13 protein-coding genes are annotated in these 13,468 nt (G+C 63.5%); 10 read left to right on the forward strand and 3 right to left on the reverse strand.

What is annotated here, in order from left to right; genetic code table 11:
- Positions 1–379: 379 nt before the first annotated feature.
- Positions 380–1,654, forward strand: a complete 1,275-nt coding sequence (gene serS / locus MON38_RS04060; RefSeq protein WP_241934850.1) for a serine--tRNA ligase — start codon at positions 380–382, stop codon at positions 1,652–1,654.
- A gap of 213 nt (positions 1,655–1,867) precedes the next feature.
- On the opposite strand, the gene MON38_RS04065 is transcribed toward serS, so the two are convergent.
- Complete coding sequence (locus tag MON38_RS04065; RefSeq protein WP_241934851.1) at positions 1,868–2,140, reverse strand: UBP-type zinc finger domain-containing protein; 273 nt, start codon at positions 2,138–2,140, stop codon at positions 1,868–1,870.
- A gap of 209 nt (positions 2,141–2,349) precedes the next feature.
- On the opposite strand from MON38_RS04065, the gene MON38_RS04070 reads away from it, so the two are divergent.
- Positions 2,350–3,090, forward strand: coding sequence for a dioxygenase family protein (locus MON38_RS04070; RefSeq protein ID WP_241934852.1), 741 nt, complete (start codon positions 2,350–2,352; stop codon positions 3,088–3,090).
- Positions 3,091–3,123: 33 nt separating this feature from the next.
- Positions 3,124–3,861, forward strand: coding sequence for a pirin family protein (locus tag MON38_RS04075; protein ID WP_241934853.1), 738 nt, complete (start codon positions 3,124–3,126; stop codon positions 3,859–3,861).
- Here the strand turns inward: MON38_RS04075 and MON38_RS04080 are convergent.
- Positions 3,851–4,879 (reverse strand): glycosyltransferase family 9 protein, encoded by a 1,029-nt coding sequence (locus tag MON38_RS04080; RefSeq protein WP_241934854.1) that lies wholly within the window; start codon positions 4,877–4,879, stop codon positions 3,851–3,853. The two genes, MON38_RS04075 and MON38_RS04080, sit on opposite strands and share 11 nt — an antisense overlap.
- A gap of 85 nt (positions 4,880–4,964) precedes the next feature.
- Complete coding sequence (gene polX / locus MON38_RS04085; RefSeq protein ID WP_241934855.1) at positions 4,965–6,722, reverse strand: DNA polymerase/3'-5' exonuclease PolX; 1,758 nt, start codon at positions 6,720–6,722, stop codon at positions 4,965–4,967.
- 258 nt (positions 6,723–6,980) lie between these two features.
- Between polX and MON38_RS04090 the strand changes: the two genes are divergently transcribed.
- The 7 genes from MON38_RS04090 to MON38_RS04120 all read left to right on the forward strand — a co-directional run bounded on the left by MON38_RS04090 (position 6,981) and on the right by MON38_RS04120 (position 13,375).
- Positions 6,981–7,403, forward strand: coding sequence for a lipocalin family protein (locus MON38_RS04090; protein WP_241934856.1), 423 nt, complete (start codon positions 6,981–6,983; stop codon positions 7,401–7,403).
- Between the two features lie 198 nt (positions 7,404–7,601).
- Positions 7,602–8,276, forward strand: a complete 675-nt coding sequence (locus tag MON38_RS04095; protein WP_241934857.1) for a thioredoxin family protein — start codon at positions 7,602–7,604, stop codon at positions 8,274–8,276.
- Between the two features lie 89 nt (positions 8,277–8,365).
- On the forward strand, positions 8,366–9,436 hold the full coding sequence (locus MON38_RS04100) for an FAD:protein FMN transferase (protein ID WP_241934858.1): 1,071 nt from the start codon (positions 8,366–8,368) through the stop codon (positions 9,434–9,436).
- 64 nt (positions 9,437–9,500) lie between these two features.
- Positions 9,501–9,698, forward strand: a complete 198-nt coding sequence (locus tag MON38_RS04105) for a DUF4266 domain-containing protein (protein WP_338423752.1) — start codon at positions 9,501–9,503, stop codon at positions 9,696–9,698.
- Between the two features lie 42 nt (positions 9,699–9,740).
- Entirely contained in the window at positions 9,741–11,090 is a 1,350-nt protein-coding gene (locus tag MON38_RS04110) for a DUF3570 domain-containing protein (RefSeq protein ID WP_241934860.1), read from the forward strand.
- Between the two features lie 118 nt (positions 11,091–11,208).
- Positions 11,209–11,619 (forward strand): EVE domain-containing protein, encoded by a 411-nt coding sequence (locus MON38_RS04115; RefSeq protein WP_241934861.1) that lies wholly within the window; start codon positions 11,209–11,211, stop codon positions 11,617–11,619.
- A gap of 103 nt (positions 11,620–11,722) precedes the next feature.
- Entirely contained in the window at positions 11,723–13,375 is a 1,653-nt protein-coding gene (locus MON38_RS04120) for a hypothetical protein (protein ID WP_241934862.1), read from the forward strand.
- Positions 13,376–13,468: the final 93 nt, after the last annotated feature.

The raw sequence follows: 13,468 nt of genomic DNA on the forward strand, positions 1-13,468 counted from the left end.
CACATAATGGCCAGCGAAGGCACGGCGATAACGCCGCTGAAACAGGACATTCGCAGGGTCCGGACGAGCTACGGGGTAGCGGCGCGCGGCGCGAGATGAATAGGCAGGAAGATGAGGTGCAGAATGGGGCCGCTGGAAATTCAGCAAAAAGACGGGCCGAAGACGAGCCCAATGGCCCGCTGACCCGACCACGGCGGCCGGTTGCTCCCGCAATGTTAGCGCATTACGGGCAAACGGCCAAATCGACGGCCCTCCTACTCTGCCCTCTACACGCAGGCCGCGAAAATAAGTTGCGTCCTGTTTCAGATAGGGCTTGGCCGGGCGGTGGTGGGGTCGGGTTTTCCTTGCGACCTTTGCCCCGTTACCCATTCGCTTCTCCATGCTGCAACTTTCCGTTCTCCGCGACCAGACCGACTTTGTGCTGGCCGGCCTCGCCAAAAAGCGCTACGCCACCGGCCCCGCCGACGTGGCCGCCATCCTCGACCTCGACCAGCGCCGCCGCCAGCTCCAGACCAGCCACGACTCGGCCCAGGCCGAAGCCAACAAGCTTGCCCAGCAAATCGGCGGCCTGATGAAGTCGGGCGACAAAGCCGGTGCCGAAACCCTGAAAGCCCGCACCGCCGAACTGAAGCAGCACACCCAAAGTGCCGCCGCCGAGCTGGCTCAGGTGGAAAAAGAGCAGCAGCAGCTTCTGTACAAGCTGCCCAACCTGCCCCACGCCAGCGTGCCCGAAGGCCGCGCCGCCGCCGACAACGAAGTGGTGCGCGAGCACGGGACCAAGCCCGAACTCGGCCCCGATGCCGTGCCGCATTGGGACCTGATTAAGAAGTACGACATCATCGACTTCGAACTGGGCGTGAAAATCACCGGCGCGGGCTTTCCCGTGTACAAGGGCCAGGGGGCTCGGTTGCAGCGCGCGCTCATCAACTTCTTCCTCGATGAGGCCCGGGCCGCCGGCTACACCGAGATGCAGCCGCCCATTCTGGTAAACGAGGCCAGCGGCTACGGCACCGGCCAGCTCCCGGACAAGGAGGGCCAGATGTACCACGACGCCAAGGACGACCTGTATTTGATTCCCACGGCCGAGGTGCCGCTGACCAATATTTACCGCGACGAGATTATTCCGGTCGAGAAGCTGCCCGTGCGCATTGCCGGCCACACGCCCTGCTTCCGCCGCGAGGCTGGCTCGTGGGGCGCCGATGTGCGCGGCCTCAACCGTCTGCACCAGTTCGACAAGGTAGAAATCGTGCAGATTACGGAACCCGAAAAGAGCTACGCCGCCCTCGATACCATGGTGGCCCACATCGAAGGGCTACTGCAGAAGCTGGAGTTGCCCTACCGTGTGTTGCGCCTCTGCGGCGGCGACATGGGCTTCACCAGCGCCCTGACGTATGACTTGGAGGTGTGGAGCGCCGCTCAGGGCCGCTGGCTGGAGGTGAGCTCGGCATCGAATTTTGAGACGTACCAGGCCAACCGCCTCAAGTGCCGCTACAAGGCCGACGGCGGCAAAACCCAACTGCTGCACACGCTGAACGGCTCGGCGCTGGCCCTGCCGCGCATTGTGGCCGCGCTGCTGGAGAATAACCAGACCAGCGAGGGCATTAAGCTGCCGGCGGTGCTGCACAGCTACTGCGGGTTTGGGGTGATTGGGTAGCCTCGTTTGTCATTGTCATTGCGAGTGAAGCGCAGCGGAACGCGGCAATCTTTTCTCTCGATGCGACCAGCCCTGAAATGTGACACTCTAAATCGACATGTGAAAGCCCCAACGCTACCATGTGTTGGGGCTTTTCACATTATTTAGGTTTTCTGCATCGAGAGGAAGGATTGCCGCGTTCCGCTGCGCTTCACTCGCAATGACCGACGTGCCCTAATACTCTGCCATTTCCTCATCCACGTAGCACCAGAGCCACCGCTCGCCGGGCTCGGCCGAGGATACTACCGGGTGCTGGGTGGCGCGAAAATGCTTGGTGGCGTGCTTGTTTTTGGAAGAGTCGCAGCAGCCGACATGGCCGCACTGCTGGCACACGCGCAGGTGCACCCACGTATCGCCGAGGGCTACGCACTCGGGGCAGGCGTGCTCGGGAGCGGTTTTGAGGCTGGTGAGGGCCGTGAGGTGCTGGCAGGGTTCAGATTCGGACATGGCGCGGAAATGCTATGGGGTGAAAACAGGCCGCCCCACCACGGGCCGGGCCGGAAATGTAGCACTTGTTTTTGCGAGCCAAACCGGGCAACCGTCGAGAAGAGGCTGGAAACCGGCGATTCTGCGATAAAGAGGGGAATGTTGGAGCACAGTTTTGGGTAGTCGAACCAAGCAAGTCCCGATTCCTTCACCGCTCATCCCTCATCGTCATGGAAAGAAAACACTTTTTGAAAAGCCTGCTGCTGGGTGCCGCTTCGGTGCCGGCCTTACTCTCGGCCTGCAGCAAGGAATCGGTGTCGCCCACTTCCAGTACCACCACAACGGGCACTTCGGGCACCGGCTCGGGCGGCACCGGTACCGGCTCGGGCAGCTGCGCGGTCGCCCCGACGGAAACCGAAGGCCCCTTCCCTACCAAAGTGCCCTCAAGCTACGTGCGCAGCGACATCCGCGACGGCAAAACCGGCTACCAGATGGACATTACCATCACGCTCAGCAACAGCAACGCCAGTTGCGCCGCGCTGGCCGGGGCCATTATCGATATCTGGCACTGCGACGCCGAGGGCAATTACTCGGAGTACGGCGGCACGGGCATGCAGGCCACCAACTACCAGTCGGTGCACTTTCTGCGCGGCCGGCAGGTGACAGACGCCAACGGCCAGGTGAAGTTTACGAGCATCTTCCCGGGCTGGTATTCGGGGCGCGCCACCCACATTCACGTGCACGTGTACTCGGCCACCGGCACCTCGCTGAAGGTGACCCAGATTGCCTTCCCCGAAGGCACCGGCACGGCGGTGGCGGCCGTGAACGGCTACGCCAAAGGCCTGAACGGCTACACCAGCAACGCCAGCGACAACGTGTTCAGCGACGGCGTAGCCAACGAGCTGGCTACCGTGACGGGCAGCACCACAGCGGGCTTTCAGCTGGCGTTTTCGATGGGCGTACCGGCGTAACCGGCCGGTTTTTACTCCCTTTACCTGTTGCGCATGATTTCGCAAACGCCGGGCAAAATCTTTCTGGCCGAGGAACGTGGCCTGGCCGAATCGGAGCAGTTCCGGCGGTTCAGCACGTTTAGCTTTGGTGGGTTTGCGCACCCGCACAAAGGGCCGTTTGGCCGGCTTTTTGGGCTGAATGAAGAAACCCTGGCCGGCGGCCACACCGTCGATTTTGTGGTGGCCGAAGCCGCGCAGGTGCTGCTGCTGCCCATTACCGGGGGCGTAGCGGCGAGCGTGTTCAGCAGCGCCGATGCCCCCGAAACCCTGGCCGAAGCCGGCGAAACGCTCCTCCTCCCATTGGCTGCGGGCAGCACGTTACGGCTGCGTAACCTGTTCAGCGGTGAGTTGGTGAGCTTTCTGCATCTATGGCTGCGAGCTGATGCTGCCGCTCCTATCAGCCCCGCCGCGCACCCGGTGGGCTTCGACTTCGAGCAGTTGGAAAACCGCCTACTGCCGTTGCGGCCCGAAACGCCGAACGAGCCCGTATTGACGAGCCTGGGCCGGTTTGCCGGCCGGCACGAAGCTGTGTATTCGCTGCACAATCCGGCGGCCAGCGTGTTCGTGTTTGTGCTGGCTGGGGCTTTTGAAGTCGAAAGCCGCCTGCTGCACGAAAAAGACGGCCTGGCGCTGTGGGACGTGGCCACAATTGAGCTCGAAGCCCTCAGCAACGACGCGCTGCTGCTGGTGCTGGAACTGCCGCCGCTGGCCGATGCGGCCGCTATTCGGTAGCGGCCAGCGTGGGCCAGTCCAGCATCAGCACCTGCTCGCGCATGCACTTGAAATGGCCTTGCGGGCACTTGGCAAAACCTATTTTGGAGCAGGGCCGGCAGCTTAGCCCCGGCACTTCCAAGTTCTCGAATTCAGTCCGATAGGGGTACATGCCGAACTCAGGCACAGTGTTGCCCCACACGCTGTACGTGCGCTTGCCGAAGGCGGCAGCAATGTGCATCAGGCCCGTATCGTGGCTCACCACAAAGCTGGCCTGCCGCAGCAGCGAAGCCGACTGGTGCAGCGAGTAGCGCCCGCAGCCATTGTAAATTGGGGACTTGGGGACTTGGGGACTTGGGGACTTGGTTTCCTTTTGCCTGCTAATGCTGCTGGTAGCGGCGGCCATAATGGCTTCGGCCACCGCCGCGTCTTCGGGGCCGCCGAGCAGGATGATGGGGCGCGGGGCCAGGTTTTGACACAGCTCCACGAGCTTCTCCAGGGGCAGGCGCTTGGTGGCGTGCTGCGCGCCGATGGCCACGGCCACGTAGCCGCGCTGGAAGCCGGCGGGCAGCGTGGCCAGGGCAACTTCCTGGCCGGCGGGGATGAAGTAATCGAGGCCCAGGCCGTCGTCTTTGATACCCAGCGCCGCACCCGCCGCCAGGTAACGCTGCACAATGTGCACGTCGGGCAAGCGGTTAATCTTGAAGTTCACCAGCAGCCACTTCTGCCAGTTCAGCTTATCGAAACTAGTGGATTTCACGCCCAGCCGCAGCTTGATGAGGTGGGTGCGCAGGTTGTTGTGCAGGTCGACGATGTAATCGAACCGCTCGGCTTTCAGCTCCTGCACCAGCTCGCCCAGGCTGCCGCTGAGTACGTGCACTTTGGCCACGTGCGGGTTGGCGTCGAGCAGGCCGCGGTAGCCGGGCTTGGTGGCGAAATGCACCGCCGCGCCCGGCACCTGCTGCGCCAGCGCCCGCACCACCGGCGTGGTCAGCACAATGTCGCCGATGGAAGAAAAGCGGAGAACGAGGATTTTCATCTTAGCTATTAGCTGTCAGCCATTAGCTGCTAGCCCTCCGATGCCGGCTAACAGCCCGCAGCTAATAGCTAACAGCTTGACACCACTACTCAAACAACGACTGCTTGAATTCCAGCGGCGGCTTGATGTTGGCTTTGCGGGCTTCGAAATACGCCGCTACTTCCTCCACCGACTTGGCGTTGAAGGTCATCTCCTTCGTGAGGTGGCCTTTGCGGCCCATGAGCACGCCGTAGCGCATGTCTTCGTAGCCGTTGGTGTGGTGGGCGTCGGGGTTGATGCTGAGCTGCACGCCCTGGTCCAGCGCGTAGCGCACCCAGCGCCAGTCGAGGTCGAGGCGCCAGGGGTTGGCGTTGATTTCGATGATGACGTTGTGCTGGGCGCAGGCGTCAATCACCGCTTTGTAGTTGATGGGGTAGCCCTGGCGGCGCAGCAGCAGGCGGCCGGTGGGGTGGCCCAGCATGGTGGTATACGGGTTTTCGATGGCCCGCAACAGGCGGTTGGTGGCCTTGGCCTCGTCCATTTTCAGGTTGGAGTGCACCGAGGCCACGATGAAATCGAAGCTGGCCAGCACGTCGGCGGGGTAGTCGAGCGAGCCGTCGCCGAGGATGTCGCTCTCGATGCCTTTGAAGATGCGAAACGGGGCCAGCTCGGCGTTTAGCTTGTCGATTTCCTGGTGTTGCTGGCGCACGCGCTCCACGCTCAGCCCGTTGGCGTAGTGGGCGGCCTGGCTGTGGTCGCACAGGCCGAGGTATTCGTAGCCGTGGTCGCGCAGCCAGGTGGCCATTTCGCGGATGCTGTGGTTGCCGTCTGAGTAGGTGCTGTGGTTATGCAGCGAGCCGCGCAGGTCGCCGTCTTCGAGCAGGCGGGGTAATTTTTGGTCGGCGGCAAGGGCAATTTCGCCCAGGCCTTCGCGCAGCTCGGGCACGATGAATTGCAGGCCGGCGCGCTCGTACAGCGCCTCTTCCTGCTGGAACTTCTCGCGCCGCGCCAACTGCCGCAGGGTGGAATTATGAGTTTGTGGGTTGGTGGGCTGCGGGATAGGCTCGCTCAGATGCGCTTCGGCGGCCGAATTCAGGAAAACTTCGGTGGTGAAATCCTCCGGCTTCACCAGCAGCACTTCCACCCGCGTGCCCGACTCGGTGGCCGCACCGCGCCAGGCAAACGGGCCCGAGCGGCGCGGGTCAGGCGTGATGCCGGCCGTGGCGTTCAGCAGTTCGTGGGCTTTGGCCGGCTGGTCGGTGGCCGCTACCAGGTGCACGGTTTCGATGGTTTCGAGGCGGCGGCGCACTTCGCCGGCCACGGCCACCTGCTCGGTGTTCAGGCCGGCGCGCAGCAGTTGGGCCAGCTCGTTGCCCAGCTTTTCGGCCTGCGGATACAGCAGCTTGCCCTTGCTCTGGCCGGCAAATTCCAGCGCCTCCAGAATGCTGTCCTGAGTCTTTTTGCCGAAGCCTTTGAGCTTGCTTACCTGGTCAGTTTCGGCGGCTTCGCGCAGCTGCTCGATGGTTTCGAGGCCCAGTTCGCGCCACAGGCTGCGGATTTTCTTCGGCCCGATGCCTTTGATGCCCAGCATTTCGACCACGCCGGGCGGGGTGGTATCGAGCAGGCGCTGCAGGTCGGAGAAGGTGCCGGTATCGAGCAGCTCGGCCACTTTGGCGGCGGCGGTTTTGCTCAGGCCGGTGCGGTCGGGCAGGCCGGGGCGCTCCACCTCGGCAACCGGAAAGCTCAGGGCATCGAGGGCGTTGGCCGTGCCTTCCATGGCGCGGATTTTAAAGGGGTTTTCGTCGTGCAGCTCCATCAGTTGGGCAGCCAGCTTGAAGGCACGGGTCAGGGCGCGGTTATCCACGGGGCAAGGGTTGTTTGGGAGGCGCGAAGGTAGCTTGTGCGGTTCAGAAGGAACCTGGAACGTTAGTTGAGCAAGAACGTCATGCAGAGCGCAGCGAAGCATCTTGCTCGTGCAACGCAATTCAATCGACTGGTTTGGTTTGCTTCTGCGGTAAAGATGCTTCGCTGCGCTCTGCATGACGTTCTGGTAAATCCGACAACAGTTTAACCGCCCCATTGCCCCAGCCGTACCTTTCCGCTCACCCCACGGCCACATCCCATGCCCCAAACAACGCCTTTTGCCCACCGGCTGCTGCTGGCCGCGCTACTGTTCGCCGCCGCCTGCCACCCCAACAAGCCCGCCGTCGTAGCCTCCTCCCCTGCCTCGATGAAGCAGCTGGAAGGCACCTGGCTGGCCTCGCACGAAGAAAACCGGGGCGACACGCTGGTGTACCGGCCCAACACCTACAAGTTTCCGCCCGCCCGGGGCCGCACCGGCTTTGCGCTGAAATCTTATGGCCGTTTCGAACAGTTCGACATCGCGCCCACCGACGGCTTACAGGGCCGCAAAGGCACCTGGACGGCCGACGGTGACACCCGCCTGCTCATTCATCTCGCCGATGGCCAGTCGCCCAACTATACGCTCGAAATCATCTCGCTCGATAAGGCCCGGCAAGTACTGAAGCTGCGGCAACTGCCGTAGTAGCGGAGCAATTTGGCGGGCCGGTTTGGCAGCTTCGCGGGTCTGTTCACGAGGCTTTCATGATGTGGCCGGACTTTTGGTAAAGCAGTCGGCAGCCGGAGCCGCCCGGGGTTTTCAACCTCTGCCGGACGCGCCCGTATTTCTCTTCATTACGCCGCCGCGGCTGTTCTGCGGCTGTTCACTTGCATTACTTCCGCCATGAAACTCACTCCCGCTTTTGGCACCGCCCGCACGCTGGCCCTGGGCCTGGCCCTGTTGAGCGCTGCCCCCGTCCTGGCCCAGAAAACCACCGTCAAGGCTAAAAACGACAAAATCAAGACCAAAACCACCAGCGCCACCGGAGCCGTGGCCAAGAGCAAAGTGACGGTGGCCGCTGCGCCCGTGGCGGCCACGGTGGCCGCGCCGCAACCCACCACCCCGATGGTTTCTGAGCCCCAGGTGGTAGTGGCCGCCACGGCTGCCCCGGCTCCGGTTGCCGCAGTACCAGCCGGCTGGCTGACGGACCTGGACGCCGCCAAAGCCGCCGCCAAAGCCGCCAATCGGCCGATTCTGGCCGTTTTTTCGGGTTCCGACTGGTGCAAGCCGTGCATTATGTACGAGCAGGAGGTTTTTGCTAAGCCCGAGTTTATGGCTTATGCCAAGGACAAGCTGGTGCTGGCCCACTTCGATTTTCCGCGTCTGAAGAAAAACCAGCTGCCCGCCGCGCAGCAGAAAATGAACGATGCGGCCGCCGCCCAGCTCAACCGCGAGGGCGACTTTCCGCTGGCTGTCGTCATCTCGCCCGAGGGCAAGGTGCTGGCCAAAACCGGCTACATCGCCGGTGGCCCCGCCGCCTTCGAAGCCTACCTGAAAAAGGTGGTGCCGACGCTGTAACCTGGCCCTGGCGCCATTTCACCAATCCAGCAACGACAGAATGCGCGGGGCTCGGCAAACAATGCCGGCCCCGTTGCTTTTACCGCATCATGCAAACGAATTGCAACTACGGCCGGCGCGTGCTCCTGCTGCTGCCCCTGCTGCTGCTACTCCATGCGGCCAGCCGCGGCCAGCAGCTCACGCCGACGGCCGCGCGCCATACTTTCAGCAAAAGCGCGCACCTGATGGGCTCGCACTTCACCTTTACGGTGGTGGCCCCCGACGACTCGGCCGGGCAGCGGGCCCTGCGCGTCGGTCTGGGCGAAGTACGGCGCATCGATAAGCTGATGTCGTTCTGGGATTCGACCTCGGAGGTCGTGCGCATCAACCGGGCGGCGGGGCTGCGGCCGGTGGCTGTGTCGGCCGAAACCTTCGACCTGATTTCCCGCACCCTGAACCTGTCGCGGCTCAGCGACGGGGCCTTCGACATCACCTTTGCCAGCGCCGACAAGCTGTATAAGTTCGACCGGCAGGCCCACCCGGCGCTGCCCGATTCGGCGGCCATCCGCAACTCGGTGCGGCGCATTGGCTGGCAGAAAATCCAGCTGGATGCCGCCAAGCACACCGTGTACCTCCCCGAAAAAGGCATGCGCATTAACCTGGCGGGCATTCTGCAGGGCTACGGCCTGCGCCGGGCCAAGCTGGTGCTCGATAAAATGGGCATCAAGGGCGGGCTGCTGAATGGCTCGGGCGACATCTACTGCTGGGGGCGGCAGGCCGACGGCTCGCTCTGGCGCGTGGCCATCGGCGACCCCGACCATCCGAACTCGGTGGCCGCCTGGGTTGATATCACGGATATGGCCGTCGTCACGGCCGGCAACTACGAGCAGTATTTCACGGTGGGCGGGCAGGTGTACGGGCACATCATCAACCCGCACACCGGCTACCCGTCGGTGGGGTTGCGCTCGGTTACGATTCTGTGCCCCGACGTAGAATTGGCCGATGGATTGGACGAAGTCGTCTTCGTAAAAGGCCCAACCGCCGGTTTGGCGTTTATTAATAAGCTGAAAGGCGTTGATTGCACGTTGATAACCGACGACAACCGCACGCTGGCCTCGCGGGGCATGACGCTAAACTTTTACCACGGCACCACGCCCGCAACCCCAGCCGCCCGCCCCTGATTTTCCGTACGCTATGACTGTGAAGAAACTATCCTTATCCCTGCATCCGCGCCTGGCGCTGGGGCTGCTGCTGCTGCCGCTCGGGGCCGCGCTGCCCAGCTGCGTTACGGTGGCCGCCTACCAGAAAGTGTACCTCAACGACGAGGACATGAAGCTGGCCAGCAAAACCGTCGAAACCCCCGAAACCAACTTCGAAAGCTACCGCGAGGGGGCCGGCGGGGCCAACGGCGGCAAAGTGGGCGGCGGCTGCGGCTGCAATTAATCGAAAGCACATAAAGCATGACGTGCTAAAAAAACCAGTTTCTTGAAAAAGCTACTCCTACCCTTGCTGGCCTGCAGCGCCTTGGCTGCCCCGGCCCTGGCCCAGACTGGCACCACGCAAAACCCCAACCGCATCGACGGCTACGGCGCGCCCGTGGGCCCTTCGGTGCCGGTGAGCCGCGCGCCCGACGAAACCACCATCGACATCATTGGCGGCTACTACCAGCAAACCGGCAGCCACGGCGCGGTAGAGGGCGGCCGCGGCACCCAGCAGCTCACCGATGTGCCCCCGGCCATCATCATCAACGTGCCGCTCGATACCGTGAGCCGGCTGAGCGTGAACGTGGGCGCCGACTTCTACGCCTCGGCCTCGACCGACCGGATTGACTTTGCGCTGAGCACGCCCTCGGCGCACGACGTGCGCATTCACGGCGACTTCGGCTACAGCCGCGAACAGAAGGCCAAGGGCACCATTTGGGGCGTGGGCGTGGGCGTGTCGAAGGAATACGACTACCTGTCGTTCAACGCGGCGGCTTCCTTCGCCAAAACCTCGCAGGACGGCAACCGCCAGCTGAGCCTGGCCGGCCAGGTTTTCCTGGACCAGGTGACGCTGATAACGCCCATCGAGCTGCGCACCACCACCGGCCGCGGCAAGAGCGAGTACGGCACCGATACGCGCCAGACCTACAACTTCACGGCCACCTATTCGCAGGTGCTCAGCAAGCGGGTGCAGGCGGCCATCAGCACCGAGCTGGTGTCGCAGAACGGGCTGCTGAGCACGCCGTTCCACCGGGTGTACTTCCGCGACAACCCCGACCAGAACACCATTCCCACGCTGAACGACAACTTCATTCCGCGCTTTGCCACGGCGGCCCGCATCGAAAACCTGCCCCGCGCCCGCTTCAAATACCCCGTGAGTTTGCGCTTGAACTACTACGCCAGCGACTTGGTGCAGGTGCGCGGCTTCTACCGCTTCTACAACGACAACTTCGGCATCACGGCCCATACCCTGGAGCTGGAATTGCCGGTGAAGGTGACGCCCTTCTTCGTGGTGTATCCTTTCTACCGCTACCACACCCAGACGGCGGCCGACTACTTTGCGCCTTTTGCCCAGCACTCTGTCAACGACACGTATTACACTTCCGACTACGACCTGTCGGCTTTCACGGCGCACAAGGCGGGCCTGGGCCTGCGCTACTCGCCGGTGTACGGCATCGGCCGCTTCCGGGTGCCGGGTAAAAACGCCCAGGGCCTGCCCCGCGTGATGCGGTTTAAGTCGCTGGATTTGCGCTACGCGCACTACCAGCAGTTTGGCTCGACGGTTTACGCCGCCGCCGACCGCGCCGACCTGGTTTCCAACATCATCAGCTTCGATTTGGGCTTCGCGCTGTAGCCGCGTCCGGTTTTTCTTTTCTTTGCGTGTGCAAACCCACGGCCGGCCGGCATCAATGCCTGTGCCGGCCGTTGGCGTGTTGGCCCATCCACTCATTCGCCCATTCACTCATTTCCTCTTGAAACACTGGCTCGTTAAATCGGAACCCGAAGCGTATTCCTGGACCACGTTTGTGCAGGAAGACGGCACCGCCTGGACCGGCGTGCGCAACTACCAAGCCCGCAACAACCTCAACCTGATGCAGCCCGGCGACCTCGTGCTCTACTACCACAGCGTGAGCGAGAAGGCCGTGGTGGGCGTGGCCGAAGTGGCCGCCCTGGCCCACCCCGATGCCACCGCCGAAGCCGGCTCGCCTTGGGTGGCCGTGCCGCTGCGCCCGGTGCAGCCCCTGCCCCGGCCCGTGCCCCTGGCCCAGCTGAAAGCCGATGCCCGGCTGGGCGAGCTGGCCCTGATTCGGCAGTCGCGGCTGTCGGTGCTGCCGGTGCGGCCCGAGGAGTTCGACGCCATTCTGGAGCTGGGCGCGAAATAAGTAACCGGGCGCGTACCGAAACGGCCCGCGTCGCTGTATCTTTAAACGAGCGTCCGCGTTAGCAACGAATGGTAATCAACGGCTCAATTTCACGGTTTTGGGTATGAATCATCGCTACTTTTCCCTGCTGCTGGCCTGCTGCGGAACCTTGGCGCTGCCGCTGCGCGCCCCGGCCCAGCAACTGCCGCTGCCGCCCAACGCCCCGGTGCAAACCGCCCGCACCGAACTGCCCCTCACCGACCGCGACAGCGAGGTGCACGTGCAGGCGATTTCCGCCGACAGCTCGGTGGTGCTGCTGGTGGGCCGCGAGCATCCGCTCTCGGGCCACAGCAATTTCAGCTTTCAGCAATACGGCCCCGACCTGCACCTGCGCCAGGAAACCCCGCTGAAAGTAGCCGATGAATTCAGCTTCGTGCGCATGTGCGCCGAGGGCAACACCGTGTACGCCCTGTTTGCCTCGCGCAACGCCACGGGCCGCCTGCTGGTAGCGGCCTACAATGGCCCGCTGAACCAGACGCGGACCCAACAGTTCGACACCAAGCTGAGCCGCGAGGTGGTGGAGCTTAAAGCCCTCGATGGCCGCCTGTTTGCCACCGTGCTGCTGCAAGACCAGCTGCACGTAACGGCCCTGCTGCTCGACGTGGCCACCGGCCAGATGCAGTACCTGCCCTCGGTGTACGAGAACGTGCCTACCCAGCTCACCTTCGTGGCCGATGCCGCCACCCGCCGCGCCGAGTACGTGCTGAGCCAGACCAACGGGCGCAAAAGCCGCCTGCTCCTCAAGCAGCTTACCGACAAAGGCCAGCTGGTGAGCTCCGAGTTTGTGCAGGCCGAGAGCGAGCGCAGCCTCATCACGGCCCAGGTAACGCCTCCACAGGATACCACCGCCCGCCTGCTGATGGGCACCTACTCGCTGCGCGACCCCAACTACGCCCAAGGCCTATTCGCCACCGACCTGAGCCGGCCCGTGCCGGGGGTGGCGGCGGGCCCCAAAGCCCCGTTGCGCTTCTACGATTTCCTGCACCTCAAGCACTTTTTCGATTACCTCAAGCCCAGCAAGCAGGCCCGCCTGCGGCAGCGCGTGGCCCGGCGGCTGGCCCGGTCGGTATCGCCCATGCGCTGGCACTACCGCCTGCTGCTGCACGAGCTGCTGCCCCAGCCCGATGGCGGCTACGTGCTGGTAGCCGAGGTCTATACCCCACACTACCGCTACAACGGCTACGGCACCAACTACGGCAGCCCGTTCGGCTCCTTCGGCAACCAGTATTATTCGTCGGGCTATGGGTACGGTGGCTCGGGCTACGCGCCCGGGGGCTTCCTGCCCTACGGCGGCAGCAACCGCTCGTTCGACGGCTACCAGACCACGCACGCCCTGGTGTGCGGCTTCGACCGCAAAGGCAACCTCATCTGGGACAATACTTTTGTGGTGGAAAACCTGCGCCGCACCGAGCTCGAGGAAGCCGTGCGCCTGCAACCCCTGCCCGACGGCCGCCTCGTACTCGCTTATCTCGACGAGAGCAAGCTGCGCTACAAAGTGGTGAACCGCGGCGAAAACGCGCCCAACGACCTGCACGTGCCCATCAGCACCGGGGCCGGCCCCGGCGAGCAGGGTCTGGAGCGCCCCACCGATACCAACCAGTACGACCTGCTGCCCTGGTATGGCGGCCGCTTCGTAGCCGTTGGCTACCAGCATGTGCGCGTCACCCACGGCCCCGACCGGGAGGTATTTTTCATGAACACCGTGGTGTTTCAATAGGCCTAAAAAACAGTTCGGTGCCAACAACCGACGCGCGGCACCGTACCAGTGCCGGGCCAGTGCCGAACTTCCGCCACTGCATTTCCCGGCCCG

This window comes from Hymenobacter cyanobacteriorum, assembly GCF_022631375.1.
In the GTDB taxonomy this organism is placed as follows: Bacteria; Bacteroidota; Bacteroidia; order Cytophagales; family Hymenobacteraceae; genus Hymenobacter; species Hymenobacter cyanobacteriorum.